This is a genomic window from Methylophilus sp. DMC14 (genome assembly GCF_056314085.1).
Window position 1 is genome coordinate 119057 of the sequence record NZ_JBQUZA010000001.1, and the last position, 23363, is coordinate 142419.

Here is a 23363-nt window from a genome sequence, read left to right on the forward strand (position 1 = left end):
CATGTTAATACTGGTTAATCAGCGATAATCCAGAACTTCTCTAGTACAGTTTATCTTTGGATTTTATCCAATTTCGCAACCAAGTCCTCAGCTCTTAAGTGCGTATAGCGCCGCAACATAGCCATTGATTTATGGCCACTTATGGATGCTACTTCCTGATCACTCAACCCTGCTTCTACAAGGCGACTTACAGCTTCATGACGTAGATCATGGAAATGCATTTCAGCAAAACCAAGATCTTTTTTAATCTGTATCCAAACCTTATTGAACTGATATGGGGATATTGTTTTCTTATCTCTGCCAATTTCTCCGAAGAAAACAAGGTCAGTATTTTTGGGGCGCATTGGGTTAGAAATTGCTACTTTAAACACTTCGGTAGCATGTCTTGTCAAAGGAACTGTCCTAGGTGAATTATTTTTGGTGTCATTTAAACTGACAATTCGCCGCTCTAAATCTATTTGATACATCTTGAGATTGAGAATTTCGCTCTGACGCATTCCGGTTTCAATAGCAACAGCCACAATCCAACCAAGCATCGGGTTACTGTGCTTATTAACAGCTTCTATCAACTTTGCTTGATCAGCATTTGATAAACGATGATTTCGACCTTCTCCTGCACTTGGTTTGCGAATAGCTGCAACAGGATTCAGAACTAAGCCCACATGCCACTCTTTGATTGCGATGGTGAATAGGTGACCTAATAATGCCAGTTCAAGTCGAACAGTGTTGTTTGACTTCCCCTGCCCAATTCTTTTATCTCTATATTGAGCAACCAAATCAGGAGTGACTGCAGCAAGACTATATCTACCGAAATGATCTGAAAGTAGTTTCAATCTAGCAGCCTCACGAAGTTGTGTACTTCCTTTTTTAGTAGGCACTACTTCACGCTCATATCTATCGAAAGCATCAGCGACCAACATCTTTTCAGAAGGTGCCCTCTTGATAAATACACCTCTAACCATTTCATCTTCTGTTCGCCTGGACCAATCCTCGGCATCACGCTTGGTACGAAATGTTTTAGATGCTGTTGGCCAACCAGTACGCCTTATTACTGCTTTCCAGGTTCCACTTTCGGTTTTTACAATCGTCGCCATTGTTGCTTTTTTGGATGTGAAGATTGCTTACTGTACCGAAATTGTACTTTTTGAGCAAAGTACAAAAGAGAAAGGGGTTACGTTTTCACGTAACCCCTTGATTTGTTTGGTAGGGTGTGCGGGGATCGAACCCACGACAAACGGATTAAAAGTCCGCTGCTCTACCAGCTGAGCTAACACCCCATCTGTTTCTTGTCTGCCGCTTTGTTTTGCGTCAAATTTGAAAGAACGCGATTATGGGGGATGAATTAAATTTGGTCAATGCTGTTTTGGCTTTTTTTGTATAAAAAGTTTATTTTTTTATTCATCCCGATTTTTTGCTTTACATTCCGGGGAATTTTCCGCCCATCATGCCGCCCATGCCCCGCATCAGCTTGGCCATACCGCCTTTGCTGAACATCTTCATCATCTTTTGCGTTTCTTCAAATTGATTGAGCAGGCGGTTGACGTCTTGCACTTGCACACCGCTCCCGGCGGCGATCCGTTTTTTGCGCGTGGCTTTAATCAGCTCGGGTTTGCGGCGCTCTTCTGCCGTCATACTATTAATGATGCCTTCGATGCGGCGCATGGATTTATCCACGTCGTCGGTGTTGATCTTTTGCGCCATGCCGGAAATCTGGCTGGGCATTTTGTCCATGAGTGAAGCCATGCCGCCCATTTTGCGCATTTGCAGCATTTGCGCTTTAAAGTCTTCGAGGTCAAACTTGGCACCGGATTTGATCTTGTCGGCGACTTTTTGCGCCTCGGCCATGTCGACTTTTTTATGCGCTTCTTCAATCAGGCTTAGCACGTCACCCATGCCGAGAATACGGCCAGCCATACGGTCGGGATGGAATGGTTCCAGGCCATCCACTTTTTCGCTCACGCCAATAAATTTGATTGGTTTGCCGGTGACGTGGCGCACGGAGAGTGCTGCACCGCCACGCGCATCACCATCGAGCTTGGTGACGATCACACCTGTCAGTGGCAAAGTCTCACCAAAGGCTTTGGCGGTGTTGACGGCATCCTGGCCTTGCATGGCGTCGACTACAAACAAGGTCTCAGTGGGCTTGAGGTAGGCATGCAGGTCTTTGATTTCGGCCATCATGGCTTCATCAATGGCTAAACGACCGGCCGTATCAAAAATCACCACATCGTAGTAATTCTTTTTGGCTTGATCCATGACCTGCGCAGCAATGTCCAGCGGCTTTTGCTGTGGGTTGGAATCAAAGCAGTCGATCTCGAGCTGTTTGGCCAGCGTTTGCAGCTGGGTAATCGCCGCAGGACGGTAGACGTCGGCACTGGCCAGCAGGACTTTTTTCTTTTGCTCTTTGAGCAGCTTGGCCAGCTTGCCTGAGGTGGTGGTTTTACCTGCCCCCTGCAAACCTGCCATCAAAATCACCACAGGCGGCACAGCGGCCAGGTTAAGGCCGACGTTGGCTTTACCCATGAGCTCGGTGAGTTCATCATTAACGACCTCAATCACGGCCTGGCCGGGGGTGAGGCTTTGCAATACGTCGCGGCCATTAGCACGCTCTTTCACGCGTGCAATAAAGTCTTTAACTACTGGCAGGGCCACGTCGGCCTCCAGCAGGGCCATGCGGACTTCGCGCATGGCATCGGCAATATTATCTTCAGTCAAACGGGCTTGGCCGCGCAGGTTTTTAATCACGCCCTGCAAACGGCCGGTCAGGTTTTCCAGCATGGAAGGCCTTTCTTTCATCATTCATGAAATTTGTATAAAGTGATTTTACATCATGGTGGGGCAACCCTTGCAATAAAGCGCATGCATCCGGCGTTTGCGCGGCAGTAACCCTAGGCGAATGCAATGAGTTTTGCCATAATGCCAAGCATGACTCAACACCTGCTCCCTTACCTGATTGTCGCGTTTGTCTATATGGCGGTGGCGCTCGATTACTGGCGCATTGCCAAACAGGGCAAACCGGTCGATGAAAATGCTTTTCCGTTTCAACTGCACGGCGCGATGGTGGCGCTGGGGCTGGTCATGCATGGCGGCCTGCTCTATCGGGATATGTTTGCTATCGGCTCAGTCAATTTGGGGGTGTATTACGCGCTGTCGGCGATTTTATGGCTGACGGTGTTGATTTACTGGGTGGCCGATTTAAAACATTCATTACACAGCTTGCAGGCCTTCGTCTTGCCGCCTGCCGCGCTTTGCGTGCTGATGCCAGGCTTTGCGGTGACAGACTATTATGTGGATACCCACGGCTTCACTCTGTTTAACCTGCATATCCTGATCGCCATACTGGCTTACAGCCTGTTTACCTTTGCGGCGCTGCATGCGTGCCTGATGCGCATGGCCGAGCGCGCCTTGCATCAAAAAAACAGCTGGCTGGCGCTACAAGGCTTTCCACCGTTACTGGTGCTGGATGCGCTGCTGTTTAAAGTGTTGCACGTGGGCTTTGTCTTGCTGACGATTACCTTGATCAGCGGCATGCTGTTTAGTGAAGAAATTTTCGGCAAACCCTTGCAGTTCAACCACAAAACCGTGTTTTCGATTGCCTCATGGATGATCTACGCCTGGCTGCTGTTTGGGCGCTTTAAATATGGCTGGCGGGGCAAAGTGGCCACCCGCTGGACGCTGGTGGGCTTTGTCTTGCTGCTGCTGGCGTATATAGGTAGCCGTTTTGTGTTACACGTGGTGCTGGGGCGCTAACTATTAAGCGCCTGCCAGCATACACGGCTCTTATTAGTTTCGCAGACTGATGATAGGCCAGCCTTGGTCTTGCGCGTAGGCGGTAAGCGTAGGGTCCGCATCCACAGCGACCGGATTGGTCACCAGTTTCATGAGTGGCAAATCGTTGTGTGAGTCACTGTAAAAATAACTTTTCTCAAAATCCGCCAAGCGCTGACCACGCGCGGCCAGCCATTCGTTCAGACGCGTCACCTTGCCTTGCTGAAAACTGGGCGTGCCACTGACGCCACCGGTATACTGCCCATCCACCATTTCAGGATCGGTGCCAATGAGATGCTCGATGCCGTATGCGGTGGCAATCGGCTTGGTGACAAAGCTGTTAGTCGCGGTAATGATCATGCACAAATCACCGTTGGCTTTGTGCTGGTTGACCAGGTCTTGTGCTTTTTGCGTCATCATCGGGCGGATAACGTTGGTCATATATTTTTTATGCAGCTCATCCAGAAACGCTTTGGGATGTTGCGACAAAGGCTGCAACTGGAACTTGAGAAAAGCATAAATATCCAGACAGCCGTTTTTATAGTCTTCGTAAAACTGCTCGTTGCGCGCCTTGTGTTGTGCGCCATCCAGCAGGCCTTCACTAATCAAAAACACGCTCCAGTTATAGTCACTATCCCCGGCCAGCAGGGTGTTGTCCAAATCAAATAACGCCAGGTTTTGTTTCATCACGCTTCATTTCTTTAATCAACATTAAACAATCTGTTCATCGGGCACGGCTTCTTTGGTTGCCGTCAGCACTAAAAAGACGCCGACCAGAATCACGGCCAGCGAAATATATTCCATGAGGTATATCTGTTCGTCGGCAAACCAGACGCCGACGACAAAGGCGACCACCGGATTGACAAAGGTGTTGCTACTGGCGACCAGGGGACGCACATGATGCAATAACCAATGGTAGGCAGAAAAAGCAATAATAGACCCAGGCACGATCATAAAGCCCAGCGCCACCCATGCCCGGGGCGACACCTGCGCAGGCATATGCTCGCCAAAGGCGATACTGAATAAAAACGCAATGATCCCGCCACACAACATCTGGCTAGCGGCACCCATGAGCCCGGAAGGCATAGACAAATGTTTGCCCCAGACCGATCCCAATGACCAACATGCGGCTGCAAACATCAGCAAGCAGGCACTGACCCAGTCGCCTTGCAGGCTGCCGCGGGTATTCAGCAACAAAATCCCAATCAAACCAATCGCAATGCCCAACCATTCGCGGCGGCTGATTTTGTGCCCCCACAGGCTGGAGAAAATCGCCATCCAGATGGGCGCAGTCGCAATCGCCAGCGCAGCCACGCTGGAGGATACATGCAGTTGCACATGTGACACCGTCCCATTGCCCAGCACGGGCAACAGCAGGCCAACCAAGGCCGCTCCACGCCACTGCAAGCGTGTCGGCGGCGCATGCCCGAGCAAGCGCAAACTGACATATAACAGGCTACCGGCAATGGTAAAACGCAGCCCCACCATCACAAAGGGCGGAAAGCTCTCAATCGCATACTTAATCGCGAGGTAAGTTGAGCCCCAGATAAAGTAGGTACAAGCCAGCGCAATGGTCACCAACAACCAATGATTTCTTTGCGTCATTGCGGCTTGCCTCTCCAGGGTGTCATGTTTGAAAAAAGAAAACGCTTGTTACCCGCAGGCAACAAGCGTTGGTTCAGAGCCTGCTTACACTTGCGGGTTCAATTTTTCTGCTTTTGCATAAAGCTTGTTGAGGCCATTCAGATAAGCTTTAGCGGAGGCGACGACAATATCGGTATCGGCGCCCTGACCGTTCACGATGCGCCCACCCTTGGATAAACGCACGGTCACCTCCCCTTGCGCATCGGTACCACTGGTGATGTTGTTCACGGAATACAGCAGCAACTCGGAATCACTTTGCACCACGTTTTCAATCGCCTTGAAGGTCGCATCGACCGGACCACCGCCATTGGCTTCGGTGCGCTGCTCGCTACCATCCACACTCAGGGTCAAAATCGCGTGCGGGATCTCGCCAGTTTGCGAGGCCACTTGCAAGTAGCTCAGCTTGAACATTTCACGGCTTTCCTGCACCACTTCATCACTGACCAATGCATGCAAATCCTCGTCAAAGATTTCCGATTTTTTGTCAGCCAGCTCTTTAAAGCGCGCAAACGCCGCATTGAGCGCGTCTTCACTTTCGAGTTCAATGCCCAACTCTTTCAACCGGGTTCTAAACGCATTGCGACCAGACAGTTTGCCCAGCGTCAATTTATTGGCACCCCAGCCCACGTCTTCGGCGCGCATGATTTCATAGGTCTCGCGGTGCTTGAGCACGCCATCCTGGTGGATGCCAGACTCATGCGCAAACGCATTGGCACCGACAATGGCTTTATTCGGCTGCACAGGATAGCCGGTGATGGTAGACACCAACTTGGAAGACGGCACGATTTGCGTGGTATCAATGCGCGTGTGCAGATTGAAGATATCGCTACGGGTTTTAATTGCCATGACGACTTCTTCTAGACTGGCATTCCCGGCGCGTTCGCCCAGGCCGTTGATTGTACACTCGACCTGACGTGCACCATTCATGACCGCTGACAGCGAGTTGGCGACCGCCATGCCGAGGTCGTTATGACAATGGGTAGACCAGACCACTTTGTCCGCACCCTTGACGCGCTGGATCAAGGTGGCAAAGCGCTCGCCCCACACCGCCGGCAGGCTGTAACCCACCGTATCCGGGACGTTAATGGTTTTGGCGCCCGCTTCAATCACGGCCTCAAACACGCGCACCAGAAAATCAATCTCTGAGCGTACCGCATCTTCCGCAGAAAACTCGACATCCTCAGTATACTCACGCGCCCATTTGACGGCTTGCACAGCACGCTCAACCACCTGGTCTTCCGTCATGCGCAGCTTGTTTTCCATATGGATTTTGCTGGTGGCAATAAAGGTATGGATACGGCCACGGACGGCATGCTTGATCGCCTCGCCGGCACGGCGCACATCGTTTTCACTGGCTCGTGCCAAGGAGCAAACGGTAGAGGTTTTAATCACTTTCGCGATCTCGGAAATCGCGTCAAAATCACCGGGGCTGGCGGCAGCAAACCCGGCTTCAATCACATCCACGCCCAGTTTTTCCAACTGGCGCGCAATGCGGATTTTTTCTTCTTTAGTCATCGCCGCGCCGGGGCTTTGTTCTCCGTCACGCAGCGTGGTATCAAAAATAATAATTTGTTCCATGAATATTCCTAATCTGACAGCCGGATTTTACCCGCTTGTCCTTTAAATGACTATAACCGCGCCCACACCGCAAGCGTCAAATAAAAAACGCGCTTACCCAAGCGCGTTTTAGAGAAGACTCTGCACTAGGCAGTATTTTTGGATTGCAGCCGCTCGCGTGCCCACATGTAATAGCCAGACAAGGCATACACGAACACCACGCTAAACAGCACTTCTGGCGGGCTGTATGAAATCAGCACAAAGGCCATCACCACCGCCAAAATGGCTACGAACGGCACCGAATGTCTGAGGTTGATATCCTTGCCGCTGTAGAACTTGAGGTCCGAGACCATAGAGCCTGCGGCAAAAATAGTGATAAACCAGGCAATCCATTTCACCTGCAAGGCGCCAAAGAAAATCTCGCGGCCATCGATATTGTATTCATAAGACACCCAGACAAATCCAGCAATCAAGGCTGCTGCGGCCGGACTGGGCAAGCCCTGAAAGTAGCGCTTGTCCTGAAAGGGATCATCCAGCTTGGTATTGAAGCGGGCCAGGCGCAAGGCGGCACAGGCGGCATAAATAAACGCTGCAATCCAGCCCAGCTTGTTCATGGGCTGCAAGGCCCACACATACATGATGAGCGCCGGGGCGACCCCGAACGACACCATGTCTGCCAAGCTGTCATATTCAGCGCCAAAGGCGCTTTGAGTATTGGTCATGCGTGCCACACGGCCATCCAGGCCATCCATCACCATGGCAATAAAAATCGCAATCGCTGACTGCTCAAAGTGCTGGTTCATCGCCTGCACAATCGCGTAAAAACCACCAAATAGCGAAGCTGAGGTAAACAGGTTGGGTAGCAGGTAAATCCCGCGCTGCCGCAGGCTGGTGTGTTGTTCGCGTCTAGACTGGCGGTTTTGTGATTCAACCATAAGGAACTTTTCAGAATTGCAGAATACCTGCATTGTTGCGGGCAATCACAAAAAATGCAAGCGTGCCCCCTGCATGCAAGCGGGTTTTCTCCGCAAGAAGCAAGTATCCCGGCTGTGCTAAAATAGCGCTTTATTTAAGCCAGTTATCGCGCGTTCATGCAGTTTTCCTTACACAATACCGACGGCCTAGCTCGCCGCGGCACCGTCAGCCTGCCCCATGGTGAAGTACAAACGCCGGCCTTTATGCCTGTGGGCACCTACGGCACGGTTAAAGCCATGTCTCCACAGGAGCTCAATGAGATTCAAGCCCATATTGTGCTCGGCAATACTTTTCATTTGTGGTTACGGCCAGGCCTGGAAGTGATTGCAGCGCATGATGGTCTGCACAAGTTTATGGGTTGGGACAAGCCTATCCTCACAGACTCAGGCGGTTTTCAGGTGTGGAGCCTGGGCGACTTGCGCAAAATTACCGAAGAAGGTGTCAAGTTCCAGTCCCCCATTAACGGCGACCGCTGTTTTCTGACGCCGGAAGAGTCCATGCGCATCCAGCGCGTACTCAACAGTGACATCGTCATGATTTTTGACGAGTGCACACCCTACCCGGCCAGCCATGATCAGGCGCGCAAGTCGATGGAACTCAGCCTGCGCTGGGCACAACGCAGTCGCGATGCTTTTAATGTCTACCAGACACACACCATCGCGCATACCCTGACCCTGCAGGGTGGCCAGGAACAAATCGCCCAACTAGGCGCAGACAACACACCCAGCAATGGCAACGCACTTTTCGGCATTATTCAGGGCGGCATGTACGAAGACCTGCGCGATATTTCGCGCCAGGGCCTGGAAGCCATTGGCTTCGATGGCTATGCCATTGGCGGCCTCTCGGTCGGCGAACCCAAAGAAGACATGTTACGCATCCTGGCACATACTGCGCCACAAATGCCTAAAGACAAACCTCGCTACCTGATGGGCGTCGGCACCCCTGAAGACCTGGTGGATGCCGTCAGCTATGGCATTGATATGTTTGACTGTGTGATGCCCACCCGTAACGCCCGTAATGGCTGGCTGTTCACGCAATACGGCGATGTGAAGATCAAGAACGCCAGTTACAAAACGGATACACGCCCACTGGATGATGAGTGTGAGTGCTATACCTGTCAGCACTTTAGCCGTGCCTATTTGCATCATCTGCACCGCATCGGCGAGATTCTTGGCGCGCGTTTGAACACCATCCATAACCTGCATTATTACCAGGTGTTGATGCAAGGCATGCGGGCGGCGATCGAAGAAAACCGCTTTGAGGCGTTTAAGGCGGAATTTGCCCGGAAACGGGCAGAGAAGCGTTAAGAACAACTCCATGCTTGTAGAGGTGAATGAAACACTGAGGCATAAGCTGAATCGATGATCGATTTACTTCGCCTTTAGGCGACTGCTCTTTCTTATGCTTGTCCATCAAAAAGAAGGCAAAGAAGACGACACCCTAGCTTCTGCTTATCCCCTACGTTGCTCGCCAAAACAAGCGGTCACGAAACTCGACCTGGCAGCTCACAAAATGCGTGAGCCGCTGCGTGACCCGAACAGTCGCTCCCTTTACTAACGCTCATGCTTCAATCATAACCAAGCTAACATTACCCTCGTCTAGATTCCGGCCTCCGCCAGAACGACAACGCTCATAAAACGCATTTCAGCAAATAACACCCTTTCATCCTCGAATCACACCACGCCATTTATTCTTCTCTTGCCTGTGCTAGAATCGCGAGTTACTTATTAGATTCATTCAGGAACAAGTATTATGTTTATCAGCAATGCCTATGCCGCTGGCGCGCCAGCCACAGACTTCATGAGCTTTTTGCCTATGGTGGTCATTTTTGTGTTGTTCTATTTCATGCTGATCCGCCCACAAGTCAAACAAGCCAAACAGCATAAATCCATGGTCGAAACACTGAAAGCAGGCGATGAAGTGGCGACCAACGGCGGGATTGTCGGCAAAGTGACTAAAGTCAGTGAAAATTTTGTCAGCATCGAAATCGCGGCCAATACCGTGGTGCATGTACAGAAACATACTGTGCAGACCTTGCTGCCTGCTGGCACTTTAAAATCGATTTAACTGTTATCCATTTAGTGCAAGCGCAAAGCGCTTGCCTTTCATTCTGAACAAGAGTTTGTTATGAACCGTTATCCGTTATGGAAATTCGTGCTGATTGGCACCGTGATTGTGATTGGGCTGCTGTACACGATCCCCAACTTTTTTGGGGAGTCACCTGCGGTACAAATCAGTCCGGCCAAAACTTCGCTCAAGCTGGATGAGGGCTTGCTGCGCAAAGTGGAGGATACGCTCAAGCTCGCGGATATTCCGTTTGATGGCGTGTTTATGGATGCGAGCGGCGTGAAGGTACGTTTTGCCAATACCGATACGCAACTGCTGGCAAAAGACAAATTGGTCGCCAACCTGGGCAAAGACTATACCGTCGCGCTCAATCTGGTGCCACAAACGCCAAACTGGCTGCAAAGCATAGGCGCCAAGCCGATGTATCTGGGTCTGGACTTGCGTGGCGGCGTGCACTTTCTGCTGCAAGTAGACATGAAAGCCGCGCTGGACAAAGCAGCGGAAAGCACCATGGGCGATTTCCGCATGGCCTTGCGTAAAGAAAAAGTCAATTATTTCGGCATTGAGCGCCAGGGCCAAGTGGTGGTAGTGAAATTTGAATCCGAAGCAGAAGCCACCAAAGCACGCAACCTGCTTGCAAAGGACTATTCTGACCTGACTTATAAAATTACGGGCAGCGACAAGGACTTCAACCTGACAGCCAGCATGAGCGTGATGGCGCAAAAACGCATTCAGGAATTCGCACTCAAGCAAAACTTGCAAACGCTGCACAACCGGATTAACGAGCTGGGCGTCGCTGAGCCTATCGTGCAACAGCAAGGCATGGACCGCATTGTGGTGCAATTGCCTGGTGTGCAAGATACCGCCAAGGCGAAGGAAATCCTGGGCCGGACCGCGACCCTGGAAATCCGCATGGTAGACGAAGAGAAGTCTGACATGGCGACCTTGCAAAAAGCGCAAAGCGGACAGGTGCCGTTTGGCGATGAGATGTTCACTGACCGTGAAGGTCGCCCCGTACTGGTGAAAAAGAATGTGGTGCTGACCGGTGACCGGATTACCGATGCAGGGCCTGGTGTGAATGGCCAAAATGGCGCTTCAGTCGTGAATGTCACGCTGGATGGCCGTGGTGCCGGAATCTTTAAAAATGTCACCCGTGAAAACGTTGGCAAACGCATGGCGATTTTGCTGATTGAAAAAGGTAGCACCGAAGTGATTACAGCGCCGGTGATCAATGAAGAAATTGGCGGTGGCCGCGTACAGATTTCCGGCATGGCCAACGCACAGGAAGCCACAGACATTTCATTGCTGTTACGTGCCGGGGCATTGGCCGCACCAATGGAAATCATCGAAGAGCGTACCGTCGGCCCAAGCATGGGTGAAGAAAACATCAAACGTGGCGTTCACTCTACCCTGTGGGGCTTTGCCGCGATTGCGGTCATGATGATTGTGTACTACATGGTGTTTGGGGGCGTCTCGGTGATGGCTTTGGGCGTGAACCTGCTATTGCTGGTCGCCATCCTATCCATGTTGCAAGCCACACTCACCCTGCCTGGCCTGGCCGCGATTGCACTGGCCCTGGGGATGGCAATTGACGCCAACGTACTGATCAACGAGCGTATCCGTGAAGAGTTGCGTAACGGCAATACGCCGCAAGCCAGTATCCATGCCGGTTACGATCGCGCGTTTGATACGATTCTGGACTCCAACGTGACGACCTTGATTGCAGGTCTGGCACTGTTCATGTTCGGGACCGGCCCGATCAAAGGCTTTGCTGTGGTTCACGTGCTGGGCATTATGACCTCTATGTTTAGTGCCGTGCTGGTTTCTCGTGCACTGGTGAATCTCTTGTATGGCTATCGCCGCAAGATTGAGCACCTGCGGATCGGCTAATCCGTGACCTGCCACGACTAGAAACGCATTTAAGAGAACACATTATGGAATTATTCAGAATTAAAAAAGACATCCCGTTCATGAGTTACGGGCGTCTGACCACTTCAATCTCGCTGATCACGTTTGTGCTGGCAATTTTCTTCCTGTTTCACCGCGGCCTCAATTATGGGGTGGACTTTACCGGCGGGACCGTGATGGAAGTACATTACCCGGCCGCTGCCAATATCGAGCAAATTCGCCAGGTCATGGATGCGGTTGGCTTGAAAGATGTCACGGTGCAGAACTTTGGTTCTAGCCAGGATGTGCTGATCCGCCTGCCCGTCAAAAAAGAATTATCGATTGCCCAGCTCTCTGAAAAAATCTCGACGGCCCTGAAAGGCGCGGATGCAGGTGCTGAAATCCGTCGTGTGGAGTCTGTCGGCTCACAAGTGGGTGAAGAGTTGTATGAAAATGGGGCGCTGGCCTTGCTGCTGGTCTGCGCAGGCATCATGGGTTACCTGGCCTTGCGTTTTGAATGGCGTTTTGCGGTAGCTGCCATCATCGCCAACATGCACGACGTGATTATTATCTTGGGCTTCTTTGCGTTCTTCCAGTGGGAATTCAACCTGACGGTGCTCGCCGCGATTCTTGCCGTGCTGGGTTATTCGGTGAACGAATCTGTGGTGGTCTTTGACCGTGTGCGTGAAAACTTCAAGAAAATGCGTAAAGCCAGCGCAGTGCAAGTGATTGACAATGCGATTACGCGCACCATGTCACGCACCATCATCACCCATATCATGACGCAGACCATGGTCTGTTCCATGCTGTTTTTTGGTGGCGAAACCTTGCACAACTTCTCACTGGCCTTGACCATTGGCATTCTGTTCGGCATTTACTCATCAGTATTGGTTGCCTGCCCGATTGCCATGTGGCTGGGCGTCAACCGTGCCAACCTGATTGGTGACAGCGAGAAAAAACCGAAAGAAGACGAAGCCGCCCTCGCCCCCTAAGCCGCGACCTAGTCCCGGTTTCCCTTGATTTTTAGCCACTGGTGAGTACACTAGTGGCTTCTTGTTTTTATCGTCGCCCCCTTGGACAATATCCCCTTAAGCTGGCAGATTTGCCTGCTACTGCTGTTGCTGGCTTTTACGGCCTTTTTCTCTATTGCCGAAACCAGTTTGATGTCGCTGAACCGTTACCGCATGCGACATCTGGCCAAAGAAGGTCACCGCGGGGCTAAACTGGCAAGCCGCTTGATTGCGCAAACCGACAAAACTCTGGGTGCCATCCTGCTGGGCAACACGTTTTGTATTGTGGGATCCTCGACGCTGGAAGTGATTATTTCGGAGCGTCTGTTTGGTGAGGGCGACTATGTGCTGATGTTTGGCTCGCTGGCCATCACTTTTGCCATTCTGGTGTTCAGTGAGATTTCGCCAAAAGTGATTGCCGCTGCCCATGCAGAAAAACTGGGCTTTGCCAGCAGTTACCTGCTCTACCCGCTATTATGGTTGTTCACGCCCGTGGTCTGGTTTGTCAATCTGTTTGTCAAAGCCTTCCTGAAAATACTCAGGGTACGCGTTAACTTTGACGAGCAGGCCCAAGCGGTAACCTCTGAAGAACTACGTAGCATTGTCAGCGATGCCGGGCAATATATCCCGTCACAAAGCCGGACCATTTTGCTGAACTTGCTTGACCTGGAAGACATTATTGTCGACGATGCAATGACGGCGCACACCATGGTGGAATTCATCGACCTCGATGATCCGATTGAGCAAATCATGGAACAACTGGTGCGTAGCCACCACTCGCGGCTGCCAGTACGCCAGGGCGATCATGAAGACATTGTTGGCATTTTACATGTGCGCAAAGTACTGCCGCTCCTGCGTGACTTCCATACCGGCCAGGCGCCCACCAAAGCGTTGCTGCAGGCAGCGATGAGTCTGCCCTACTACATCCCTTCTGGCACGCCGCTGTATACCCAGTTACAGCAGTTCCAGAAGCACCATGAACGCATTGCGCTCGTGGTAGATGAATATGGCGAATTCAAAGGCCTGCTGACACTGGAGGACATTCTGGAAGAAGTGGTCGGTGAGTTCACCACTCAAACGCCAGAACATGAACGCCAGTTTCATCAACATGAAGATGGCAGCTGGCTGGTGGATGGCAGCAGTCTGTTGCGCGATCTCAACCGCAAATTGAAACTCTCGTTGCCTACCGATGGTCCACGTACATTGAATGGACTGATTCTGGAGCACTTTGAGGATATTCCCGAGCAGAATACCAGCTTCAAGATCGGTGATCACCGGCTCGAAATCCTGGAAGCGCAGGACCGTATCGTCAAGCGCGTCAAAATTTATCTTTAAAACACGGCTAACTTCCGTATCCAGCACTTGAATTTTTTAATACAAGGCGCAAAATAAGTCCTAAGACAGGTATACGAAACTATGGCAAGACCCAAGCGTGATAGTGATTTGGCGGTAGCCCCTCAAGTTGCCAAACCCAAACCTCCCGAACTGTTCAAGGTGTTGTTACTCAATGATGACTACACCCCGATGGAGTTTGTGGTGGCAGTGATTGAGCGTTTTTTTAGCAAGACCCGCGAACAAGCGACGCAAATCATGCTCAAAGTACATACCGAGGGTGTGGGCGTATGCGGTGTATACCCACAAGACATAGCCGAAACCAAAATGCACCAAGTGCTGGAGTCGGCCAGAGAAGCGCAGCATCCCTTGCAGTGCGTCATTGAAGCAGCGTAACACAGGGTTGGAGCCGGAGTTAAGCATCGCAAGAATATCGGGCAAATACGCTGACATTCTTGCGCTTCAAAGCATCTTCACCGGTGGTAGCATGTGAATACATGGTTTCATTCAGTTTGACTCATTTAAACTTGAGCAAATAGTACGATTGGGGCATTGAATTTTTTTGAAAAAAGCACGATAACAAGAAAACAAATCGTTTTTGCCAGTTAGCGAAGGGTTGCTGTTGTGAATCCGGCGTTTTTTGTAGTGTAGTGTATTAAGGAAAGTCATCATGATTGCTCAAGAACTTGAAGTTAGCCTGCACATGGCTTTTATGGACGCGAGACAAAAGCGTCACGAATTGATTACGGTTGAGCATCTGTTATTGGCTATGTTAGATAACCCGACAGCCGCTGAAGTCCTGCGTGCTTGCGGTGCCAAATTTGATACCCTGCGTAGCGAACTCAGCCAATATATTGAAGAACACACGCCGACAGTGGCTGGCAGCGATGAGGTTGACACGCAGCCGACGCTTGGCTTTCAACGCGTCATCCAGCGCGCCATGCTGCATGTGCAGTCCTCCGGCAAAAAAGAAGTGACGGGCGCCAATGTGCTGGTCGCAATCTATGGCGAAAAAGATTCGCATGCCGTGTTCTTCCTGCATCAGCAAGGCGTGACTCGCTTGGATGTGGTCAACTTCATTTCACATGGCGTGGCCAAAATCCAGGAAAACGAGCAAAAATCCAGCAGCAGCGAACAGGAAACTGAAGGTGAAAGTGTCAGCACAGGCGCACTCGAAAACTTCACCCTGAACCTAAACGCACAAGTTGTTGCGGGCAAAATTGACCCGCTGATTGGGCGTGGCCTGGAACTTGAGCGCGTGATCCAGACATTGTGCCGTCGCCGCAAAAACAACCCGCTGCTGGTGGGTGAGGCAGGCGTAGGTAAAACTGCGATTGCAGAAGGCCTGGCTTCACGCATCGTCAACAAAGAAATTCCAGAAGTGCTGGAAAATGCCACCGTGTACTCGCTCGACATGGGCGCGCTGTTGGCTGGCACCAAATACCGTGGTGATTTCGAGCAACGCTTGAAGGCCGTCATGAAACAATTGTCCGAGAAACCGGATGCGATTTTGTTTATTGATGAAATCCACACACTGATTGGCGCCGGCTCTGCCAGTGGTGGCACGCTGGATGCGAGCAACCTGCTCAAGCCAGCGCTCTCAAACGGTTCCCTCAAGTGCATAGGTGCGACCACTTATCAGGAGTACCGCGGCATCTTCGAGAAAGACCACGCCCTGTCTCGTCGCTTCCAGAAAATCGACGTGCAAGAGCCTAGCGTGGCTGAGACCATTGAAATTCTCAAAGGCCTTAAGACCCGCTTTGAAGAGCATCATAGTGTGAAATATAGTGCCAGCGCCCTGACTGTGGCCGCTGAATTGTCTGCCAAATACATCAACGACCGCCATTTGCCAGACAAGGCGATTGACGTGATTGACGAAGCAGGAGCAGCCCAGCGCATTCTGCCAAAGAGCAAGCAGAAAAAAATTATTGGCAATAAAGAGATTGAAGAGATTATTGCCAAGATTGCGCGCATTCCGCCGAAAAATATTTCCAGTGATGACCGCAATGCGCTCAAAACGCTGGAACGCGATCTCAAAGCCGTGGTGTTTGGTCAGGACAAGGCAATCGAAGTATTGTCTTCTGCCGTCAAAATGGCTCGCAGCGGTTTGGGCAATGGCAACAAGCCGATTGGCAGCTTCCTGTTTGCGGGTCCCACCGGGGTCGGTAAAACCGAGGTGGCCAAACAATTGGCTTACATCCTGGGCATTGAGTTGCTGCGCTTTGATATGTCCGAGTATATGGAGCGTCACGCCGTCTCCCGCCTGATTGGTGCGCCTCCGGGCTATGTCGGCTTTGATCAGGGTGGTTTGTTGACTGAGGCGGTCACCAAGCAACCATACTGCGTATTGCTGCTAGATGAAATTGAAAAAGCTCACCCTGACATCTTCAACATTCTGTTGCAGGTGATGGATCATGGCACGCTAACAGATAACAATGGCCGCAAGGCAGATTTCCGCAATGTCACCATTATCATGACGACTAACGCGGGTGCAGAAAGCATGTCCAAAGCCAGCATAGGCTTTACCAACAGCAAGGACAGCACCGATGAAGCTGCTGACCTCAAGCGTTTGTTCAGCCCTGAGTTCCGTAACCGTCTCGATGCGACCGTGTCGTTCAGCGCCTTGAACCAGGAAGTCATTCTGCGCGTGGTGGACAAGTTCTTGATGCAGCTTGAAGATCAGTTGCATGAGAAAAAAGTGGATGTCACCTTCAGTGATGAGCTTAAGGCTTATCTGGGCAGAAAAGGCTTCGATCCACTCATGGGTGCGCGTCCGATGGCACGTCTCATCCAGGATACGATCCGCAAAGCGCTGGCTGATGAATTGCTGTTTGGTAAGCTAAATGATGGTGGTCAGGTCCATATTGATATTGATGAACATGACCAGATTCAGTTGAATTTTAAAGAGGAAACTGTTTCAGCCTGATTTGGATTGAACTTTCATCGCACAAAGGCCACTCTAAACAGTGGCTTTTGTGTTTTTTGCACTGCTTTAGTGCAAAAAATCATGGACACGAGTCATGCGATTGCTGCCTGGCCCCCGTGTTTTGTTTCAGCCAGGCTTAAAATCAATACGTTAGGGATATGCAAATTGCTGGTATAGTTATTGCTATCAATGAATTGCCTGACAGAACTGATTTTGTACATGCAAAAGATTTTTTATTTTCTACATGTGTTGTGTTTGCTGTTTGCACTGCAAACAACGGCCGCCGAACCGGCGGCCACCACGACCCTGCTCGAGACCGGCTTGCTTGACAACGCCGTCACTACAGTCGCGAGCCTGGCTAACGCATCCGATGACGCCTTGTCTGCGGACTTTGGAGAGGTGAGCAACTCGGTAGACATGCTCGAGATTGCCGAAATTGACATTGATAAAATCCTGCTCCCCGGATTCAGTTACCCATTAAATAAAGCCCTGTTCCATCCTCCCGAACATCAATCCTCTTCCTATCACTTGCTCTTATCCTTCTGGCTAGACCGGCCTCCGCAATCCGTTTAAAGACGTCGTGCCTGCGCGCATCCCCAGGATGTGACGCAGGTGTCATATGTATTCACAGAGCGCTGTCAACAGCACTCTGTCATGAGGATCATTATGTTGTCTTGTATTCGTTGGCGAACCTTATACTGGCTGGGGTGGCTGTGTAGCCTGCCCGCCCTCGCATTGGCCGAAGGCCAAACTTTTGACTTGCAAATGCTGCTGGACAAAGCCGTTGCAGAAAACCCTTCTATTGCTGTAAGCAAAGCGCAAACGGCCGCTGCCGCTGCCGGGATTACCGTTTCACGTTCTTACTATAATCCGGATCTAGAGATCATGACGGGTCCATCTACAGCCCGTCATGCAGATCAGCGCTCGCAGCAAAACTACGGTATTACAATCTCCCAGCCATTGGATTTTTTGAGTACGCGCGCTTCCCGCCGTGAATATGCAGAGCAGCAGTTTAATTTCGCCGAAAAAGGCATCCACACCACCAGCTTTGACTTGCGTAACCAGATTAAAGCGGCCTATTTGAATGTTTTGCTTCGCCAGCAGATTATGGAAATGCTGGGCGCAAACCTGGCATTACTGCAGCAAGTACAAAGCCGCGTCAAACGCAAGGTTGAAATAGGCGAAGCAGCCAGATACGAATTGATCAAGGCGGATACTGAGTTACTGGCCACAGAACGTGACTATGCCAGTGCACAAACCAGAATTGACGAAGCCAAAGCCATGTTGCATGGCATGATCGGCAATATGCCTGATGCGTTTGAGATCAAGCGGCAGTTACCTACCATCTCTAGCCTACCCGACATCACCGAATTAAGACGTTCGGCTGAGAACAATCCTTACCTGCAACAGCTGCAGAGTGCCAGGGACAGTGCTGAAGCCAAACTCAAGCTGGAGCAGGCGCTCCGCTTCCCTGGGGTGACCGTGAAGTCAGACTTCACGCAAGACCCGGACCTGAATACCTTGAGAGTAGGCGTGGTGGTGCCTTTACCGGTCTGGAACCGGCGCGAAGGCCAGATTGCGCAAGCAGCGGCGGGGATTGAGGAAGCCAATGCCCATATCAAACAGCAGCAACTGTTGCTGCGTAAGGAGATAGACAGCGCCTATCAACGGACCGTGATTGCAAGCAACCAGCTAAAAGCGTTTGAAAACGGCTTGTTGCAACAGTCGCAGGCAACCTTGAGTCGCGCTGAAGCGGCTTATAAATTCGGAGAACGCGGCATTCTGGAGTATCTGGATGCACAACGCGTCAATCGTGAAGTCAAACGGGACTACCTGATTGCCAAATTCGATTATTTTTTCAGTGTCTTGCAAATCGAACGTTTCATCGGTTCCGATTTGGTACAACCTTAAGGGGATGGTCATGTCTCGTGTGTTATGTTCAACGTTACTGGTCGCCGCGCTGGCTGTGATGTCTACCGCGTGCTCAGAAAAACCTGCCCCGGTTGCAGAAAAAAAAGAAGTCGTCGACCCTAGCCTGGTCACCTTGACCAAAGAATTACAAGCCAACGTCAAGGCCGGCCCGGTCACCGAAGTACAGTTCGTCGATACTTTGCGCATCCCTGGCCGTATTCAGGTGGACGAACAATATGAATCGCGTGCAGGCGCGTCGATTACTGGTCGTATCAGTACACTCGATGTCAATCTGGGCGACGAAGTTAAAGCAGGCCAGCGTCTGGCCACTATCAAAAGTACAGAGCTGGCGCAGTATCAACTAAGTTATATTAAAGCCAGCCAGCAGATGCAATTGCATAGAAAGGCCGTTGACCGTGCCAAGCAATTGCTTGAAGCCGACGTGATCAGCCCGGCCGAATTGCAGCGCCGTGAAGGTGAGCTCAATGCCGCCAATGCAGAGGTCAATGCTGCCCGCGACCAGTTACTGGTCCTTGGCATGGCGCCTAATGCCATCGCGCAACTGGGTCTGGCCAATAGCGGCATGTCTACCAGCCAGGTCAATTCAAAAATCACCGGCACGGTCATCGCGCGCAATGCCAGACTGGGGCAAGTCGTCGCCCCGGCCGAAGAACTGTTTGTGATTGCAGACTTATCGCATGTCTGGGCGGTCGCCGAGATCCCTGAACAGCAAATTGCACATATCAGCGAAGGACAGACCATCAATATTGAGGTACCGGCACTGGACGATGCCGAATTGACCGGCAAGCTGGCGTTTGTGGGCGATATTGTTAACCCGGCCACGCGGACCGTGATGGCGCGTGCCAATATCGATAATAGCAAAATGCTGTTAAAGCCAGACATGCTGATCACCATCCTGCTCGAGGCCAAACCGGAAAAAGTTGTGGCTGTACCCGCGACGGCTGTGGTGCGTGAAAACAATGCAGACCATGTTTTTGTGCAAACCATGAAACCAACGCAATACAAACTGATGCCTGTCACCCTCGGTAGAACCTACCAGGGTTACCGGGAAGTATTACAGGGCTTGCAAGCTGGTGACCAAATCGTGCTGGATGGCGCTTTTCACGTCAATAACGAGCGTAAGCGCAAAGAAATGGAGTAAGGCATGATTGAGTCTTTAATTCGCAGCGCGCTCAAGCAGCGCCTGATTGTGTTGGTGCTTGCCATCGCCCTGATTGGCGCCGGTTTATTTGCCGTTAAAAAACTGTCTGTCGACGCATTTCCTGACGTGACTAACGTCCAGGTCATGATTGCGACACAAGCCACCGGAAAATCTCCAGAAGAAGTAGAGCGTTTTATCACCGTACCGCTGGAAATCGCCATGACCGGCCTGCCCGGCCTCACTGAAATGCGATCGGTGAATAAAAACGCCCTGTCGCTGATTACGCTGGTTTTCACTGACAGCACCGATGTGTATTTCGCCCGACAACTGGTGATGGAACGCCTGATGGAAGTCATGGAGCGTATGCCTCAAGGCGTGACGCCTATTCTTGGGCCGGTCTCCACTGGCTTGGGGGAGGTGTATCAATTCACGCTGGACAAACCCAGTGATGGCAAAAAAGAACTGACGCGTGAAGACCTGACCGAAAGACGCGCCATCCAGGATTGGGTCGTGCGCCCATTGCTGCGCGGTATCCCCGGCGTGGCCGAGATTAACTCTCAAGGCGGTTACGTTAAACAATATCAGGTCTTGGTCAATCCTGACCGCATGACGCATTTTTCGATCAAGCTCAAAGATGTGTATGAAGCGTTAGCGCGTAATAATGCCAACAGTGGCGGCGGCATTCTGCCCCACTATGCCGAGCAATACCTGATCCGCGGTGTGGGCCTGGTGCAAAACCTCGACGATATCCGCAACATGGTGCTCAAGGAAGAAAATGGCATCCCGGTCTACATCCGTGATGTCGCAGAAGTCACCATAGGCCATGAAGTGCGCGTCGGCGTAGTGCTGAAAAATGGTGATACCGAATCCGTGGGTGGCATCGTCATCATGATGCGTGGCGGCAACGCCAAGGAAGTAGTCAGCCGTATCAAAGCGCGGGTAGAAGAAATCAACAGCAAAGGCATGCTGCCGCATGGCTTGCAGATCGTGCCTTATTATGATCGTAGCGAACTGGTGGATGCGGCACTACATACTGTTACCAAAGTGCTGATTGAAGGCATTATTCTGGTGATTGTGATTCTGTTCCTGTTTCTGGGCGATGTGCGTTCCAGCCTGATTGTGGTCGGCACACTGGTGCTGACGCCGCTGATTACCTTTATGGTGATGAATCATTATGAGATTTCTGCCAACCTGATGTCGCTGGGTGGTCTGGCGATTGCCATTGGCTTGATGGTCGATGGATCAGTCGTGGTGGTTGAAAATACGTTTCACCACCTGGGGCACCGTAAAGACGAAAGCCGGATTCGCGTGGCACTGGAAGCTGCCACGGAAGTGGCGACACCCGTCTTGTTTGGCGTAGGCATTATTATCCTGGTGTTCTTGCCATTGATGACACTGGAAGGCATGGAAGGCAAAATGTTTGCGCCTCTGGCCTACACCATTGCCATTGCCCTGTTTGTGTCGCTGATCTTGTCGCTGACCCTGACGCCAGCGCTGTGCTCCTATGTGTTAAAAGGCGGGAGCGGTGAAGATACCAAGCTGATACAGACGATCAAGCAACCCTATTTATCCGCTCTGAACTGGGTACTCAATAACGAGAAAAAAACCATTACTTTCTCGGCGCTTTTATTTATTGGCACCATTGCGCTATTCCCGTTTTTGGGGACTTCTTTTATCCCAGAAATGAAAGAAGGCTCGATTGTGCCGGGCATTAACCGTGTCCCTAATATTTCGCTCGAAGAATCCATGAAAATGGAAAACAAGGCGATGAAACTGATCATGGAGCAAGTGCCGGGCGTCAAGTCTGCCATCTCCGGCCTCGGCCGTGGTGAAAGTCCGGCCGACGCGCAGGCTCAAAACGAGTCCACCCCCATTATCAGCCTGAAACCGCGTGATGAATGGCCGGAAGGCTGGACACAGGATGATATTGCGGAAAAAATGCGACAAGTGCTTGAGAAGTACATCCCGGGCGTGCAAATCATCATGGCGCAGCCTATTTCTGACCGCGTGGATGAGTTGCTGACTGGGGTACGGGCCGATGTTGCCGTCAAGATCTTCGGTGAAGATCTGGATATGCTGAAACAAAAAGCGGACGAAATTGCCAAGATTGCCGGCACAGTCAAAGGCGCGACAGAAATCAAGGTAGAAAAAGTCTCCGGGCAACAATACCTGAATATTACGATTGACCGTCAGGCGATTGCCCGTCATGGCATCAACACTGCCGATGTGCATGACATCGTTGAAACAGCCATAGGCGGCAAAATCGCCACCGAGATTTTTGAGGGACAACGCAGATTTTCAGCCGCAGTACGCTATCCAGAATCTTTCCGTAATAATGAAGAAGCCATCCGCAACATTATGTTGACCTCCCCTAACGGCTCGCGCGTGGCGCTGGACGATGTGGCCGATATTGAAGTGAAAGATGGCCCGGCGCAGATCAGCCGTGAACTGGCCAAACGCCGTATTGTCATCGGGGTGAACGTGAAAGACCGTGACCTGGGTGGTTTTGTGGCGGAGCTGCAACAAGTGCTGGATCAGCGCCTGCAATTGCCCGATGGTTACTACCTTGAGTATGGTGGCCAGTTCCAGAACATGGAGCGGGCCATGGGTCACCTGATGATTATTATCCCAGTTACCATTGCGGCGATTTTCTTCTTGCTGTTCTTGCTGTTCCAGTCGATACGCTTTGCCACCATGATAATTCTGGTGCTGCCATTCGCCTCGATTGGCGGCGTGATTGCCTTGTTTGTCACCGGCGAATATTTATCAGTCCCGGCCTCTGTCGGCTTTATTGCCCTGTGGGGGATTGCAGTGCTCAATGCCGTGGTGCTGGTGTCTTATATCCGCACCTTGCGTGATGAAGGCCTGAGTCAACTGGAGGCGATTCGCAAGGGCTGCGCGCAGCGGTTCCGACCAGTCATGATGACGGCCACGGTGGCCATGCTAGGCTTGGTGCCGTTTCTGTTTGCCACCGGCCCAGGCTCAGAAGTACAGCGGCCATTGGCGATCGTGGTCATTGGTGGCTTGATCACTTCAACCTTGTTGACACTGATTGTGGTGCCAACCTTGTACCGTAAGTTTGAAGAAAGCAAAATAGAGGCATAATCCATGCCGAAACAAGCGA

General features: G+C 51.3%; 18 protein-coding genes and 1 tRNA gene. 12 read left to right on the forward strand and 7 right to left on the reverse strand.

All coding sequences use genetic code 11. The annotated features are described in order from the left end of the window. Nucleotides 1-50: 50 nt before the first annotated feature. The 3 genes from ACT53C_RS00620 to ffh form a co-directional block, all read right to left on the reverse strand. Nucleotides 51-1094, reverse strand: a complete 1044-nt coding sequence (locus ACT53C_RS00620; RefSeq protein WP_476144346.1) for a tyrosine-type recombinase/integrase — start codon at nucleotides 1092-1094, stop codon at nucleotides 51-53. Nucleotides 1095-1201: 107 nt separating this feature from the next. Further along, nucleotides 1202-1277, reverse strand: a tRNA-Lys gene (locus ACT53C_RS00625). A gap of 139 nt (nucleotides 1278-1416) precedes the next feature. After that, nucleotides 1417-2778, reverse strand: a complete 1362-nt coding sequence (gene ffh / locus ACT53C_RS00630) for a signal recognition particle protein (protein ID WP_194749092.1) — start codon at nucleotides 2776-2778, stop codon at nucleotides 1417-1419. A gap of 138 nt (nucleotides 2779-2916) precedes the next feature. On the opposite strand from ffh, the gene ACT53C_RS00635 reads away from it, so the two are divergent. Further along, nucleotides 2917-3750, forward strand: coding sequence for a cytochrome C assembly family protein (locus ACT53C_RS00635; RefSeq protein ID WP_313985825.1), 834 nt, complete (start codon nucleotides 2917-2919; stop codon nucleotides 3748-3750). 33 nt (nucleotides 3751-3783) lie between these two features. On the opposite strand, the gene ACT53C_RS00640 is transcribed toward ACT53C_RS00635, so the two are convergent. The 4 genes from ACT53C_RS00640 to pssA form a co-directional block, all read right to left on the reverse strand. Continuing rightward, entirely contained in the window at nucleotides 3784-4455 is a 672-nt protein-coding gene (locus ACT53C_RS00640; RefSeq protein ID WP_476144348.1) for a histidinol-phosphatase, read from the reverse strand. Nucleotides 4456-4479: 24 nt separating this feature from the next. Next, entirely contained in the window at nucleotides 4480-5373 is an 894-nt protein-coding gene (yedA, locus tag ACT53C_RS00645; protein WP_313985749.1) for a drug/metabolite exporter YedA, read from the reverse strand. 84 nt (nucleotides 5374-5457) lie between these two features. Then, entirely contained in the window at nucleotides 5458-6990 is a 1533-nt protein-coding gene (locus tag ACT53C_RS00650; protein ID WP_275356273.1) for a 2-isopropylmalate synthase, read from the reverse strand. Between the two features lie 125 nt (nucleotides 6991-7115). Continuing rightward, nucleotides 7116-7904 carry a CDP-diacylglycerol--serine O-phosphatidyltransferase gene (pssA, locus tag ACT53C_RS00655; RefSeq protein WP_313985745.1) on the reverse strand — a complete coding sequence of 263 codons (789 nt, stop codon included), beginning with the start codon at nucleotides 7902-7904 and terminating at the stop codon, nucleotides 7116-7118. A gap of 156 nt (nucleotides 7905-8060) precedes the next feature. Here pssA and ACT53C_RS00660 point away from each other — a divergent pair, with 156 nt between their 5' ends. From ACT53C_RS00660 to ACT53C_RS00710, 11 genes are all read left to right on the forward strand, one after another. Continuing rightward, entirely contained in the window at nucleotides 8061-9251 is a 1191-nt protein-coding gene (locus ACT53C_RS00660; RefSeq protein WP_476144349.1) for a tRNA guanosine(34) transglycosylase Tgt, read from the forward strand. A gap of 445 nt (nucleotides 9252-9696) precedes the next feature. Beyond that, nucleotides 9697-10011 carry a preprotein translocase subunit YajC gene (yajC, locus tag ACT53C_RS00665; RefSeq protein WP_476144350.1) on the forward strand — a complete coding sequence of 105 codons (315 nt, stop codon included), beginning with the start codon at nucleotides 9697-9699 and terminating at the stop codon, nucleotides 10009-10011. A gap of 60 nt (nucleotides 10012-10071) precedes the next feature. Continuing rightward, nucleotides 10072-11901, forward strand: a complete 1830-nt coding sequence (secD, locus tag ACT53C_RS00670) for a protein translocase subunit SecD (protein ID WP_194748614.1) — start codon at nucleotides 10072-10074, stop codon at nucleotides 11899-11901. A 44-nt stretch (nucleotides 11902-11945) separates the two neighbouring features. Continuing rightward, a complete protein-coding gene (gene secF, locus ACT53C_RS00675; RefSeq protein WP_194748615.1) occupies nucleotides 11946-12890 on the forward strand; it encodes a protein translocase subunit SecF in 945 nt (314 codons plus the stop codon). 81 nt (nucleotides 12891-12971) lie between these two features. Further along, nucleotides 12972-14243: an HlyC/CorC family transporter gene (locus ACT53C_RS00680; protein ID WP_313985737.1), complete on the forward strand. Its 1272-nt coding sequence runs from the start codon at nucleotides 12972-12974 to the stop codon at nucleotides 14241-14243. 81 nt (nucleotides 14244-14324) lie between these two features. Then, on the forward strand, nucleotides 14325-14636 hold the full coding sequence (clpS, locus tag ACT53C_RS00685; RefSeq protein ID WP_194748617.1) for an ATP-dependent Clp protease adapter ClpS: 312 nt from the start codon (nucleotides 14325-14327) through the stop codon (nucleotides 14634-14636). A 274-nt stretch (nucleotides 14637-14910) separates the two neighbouring features. Continuing rightward, a complete protein-coding gene (clpA, locus tag ACT53C_RS00690; protein ID WP_194748618.1) occupies nucleotides 14911-17166 on the forward strand; it encodes an ATP-dependent Clp protease ATP-binding subunit ClpA in 2256 nt (751 codons plus the stop codon). A 219-nt stretch (nucleotides 17167-17385) separates the two neighbouring features. Continuing rightward, nucleotides 17386-17739 carry a hypothetical protein gene (locus ACT53C_RS00695; protein WP_476144353.1) on the forward strand — a complete coding sequence of 118 codons (354 nt, stop codon included), beginning with the start codon at nucleotides 17386-17388 and terminating at the stop codon, nucleotides 17737-17739. 93 nt (nucleotides 17740-17832) lie between these two features. After that, nucleotides 17833-19077: a TolC family protein gene (locus tag ACT53C_RS00700; protein ID WP_476144355.1), complete on the forward strand. Its 1245-nt coding sequence runs from the start codon at nucleotides 17833-17835 to the stop codon at nucleotides 19075-19077. Nucleotides 19078-19087: 10 nt separating this feature from the next. Further along, complete coding sequence (locus tag ACT53C_RS00705) at nucleotides 19088-20239, forward strand: efflux RND transporter periplasmic adaptor subunit (protein ID WP_476144356.1); 1152 nt, start codon at nucleotides 19088-19090, stop codon at nucleotides 20237-20239. 3 nt (nucleotides 20240-20242) lie between these two features. Beyond that, entirely contained in the window at nucleotides 20243-23344 is a 3102-nt protein-coding gene (locus ACT53C_RS00710) for an efflux RND transporter permease subunit (RefSeq protein WP_476144358.1), read from the forward strand. Nucleotides 23345-23363 lie beyond the last annotated feature (19 nt).

What these genes read in the sequence shown, in the direction of transcription:
- secF (WP_194748615.1), top strand. Translation starts at nt 11,946, where the DNA reads ATGGAATTATTCAGAATTAAAAAAGACATCCCGTTCATGAGTTACGGG.
- ACT53C_RS00620 (WP_476144346.1), bottom strand. Translation starts at nt 1,094, where the DNA reads ATGGCGACGATTGTAAAAACCGAAAGTGGAACCTGGAAAGCAGTAATA.
- ACT53C_RS00705 (WP_476144356.1), top strand. Translation starts at nt 19,088, where the DNA reads ATGTCTCGTGTGTTATGTTCAACGTTACTGGTCGCCGCGCTGGCTGTG.
- secD (WP_194748614.1), top strand. Translation starts at nt 10,072, where the DNA reads ATGAACCGTTATCCGTTATGGAAATTCGTGCTGATTGGCACCGTGATT.
- clpA (WP_194748618.1), top strand. Translation starts at nt 14,911, where the DNA reads ATGATTGCTCAAGAACTTGAAGTTAGCCTGCACATGGCTTTTATGGAC.
- ffh (WP_194749092.1), bottom strand. Translation starts at nt 2,778, where the DNA reads ATGCTGGAAAACCTGACCGGCCGTTTGCAGGGCGTGATTAAAAACCTG.
- ACT53C_RS00710 (WP_476144358.1), top strand. Translation starts at nt 20,243, where the DNA reads ATGATTGAGTCTTTAATTCGCAGCGCGCTCAAGCAGCGCCTGATTGTG.
- clpS (WP_194748617.1), top strand. Translation starts at nt 14,325, where the DNA reads ATGGCAAGACCCAAGCGTGATAGTGATTTGGCGGTAGCCCCTCAAGTT.
- ACT53C_RS00700 (WP_476144355.1), top strand. Translation starts at nt 17,833, where the DNA reads ATGTTGTCTTGTATTCGTTGGCGAACCTTATACTGGCTGGGGTGGCTG.
- ACT53C_RS00640 (WP_476144348.1), bottom strand. Translation starts at nt 4,455, where the DNA reads ATGAAACAAAACCTGGCGTTATTTGATTTGGACAACACCCTGCTGGCC.
- yajC (WP_476144350.1), top strand. Translation starts at nt 9,697, where the DNA reads ATGTTTATCAGCAATGCCTATGCCGCTGGCGCGCCAGCCACAGACTTC.
- ACT53C_RS00635 (WP_313985825.1), top strand. Translation starts at nt 2,917, where the DNA reads ATGCCAAGCATGACTCAACACCTGCTCCCTTACCTGATTGTCGCGTTT.
- yedA (WP_313985749.1), bottom strand. Translation starts at nt 5,373, where the DNA reads ATGACGCAAAGAAATCATTGGTTGTTGGTGACCATTGCGCTGGCTTGT.
- ACT53C_RS00695 (WP_476144353.1), top strand. Translation starts at nt 17,386, where the DNA reads ATGCAAAAGATTTTTTATTTTCTACATGTGTTGTGTTTGCTGTTTGCA.
- ACT53C_RS00650 (WP_275356273.1), bottom strand. Translation starts at nt 6,990, where the DNA reads ATGGAACAAATTATTATTTTTGATACCACGCTGCGTGACGGAGAACAA.
- ACT53C_RS00660 (WP_476144349.1), top strand. Translation starts at nt 8,061, where the DNA reads ATGCAGTTTTCCTTACACAATACCGACGGCCTAGCTCGCCGCGGCACC.
- pssA (WP_313985745.1), bottom strand. Translation starts at nt 7,904, where the DNA reads ATGGTTGAATCACAAAACCGCCAGTCTAGACGCGAACAACACACCAGC.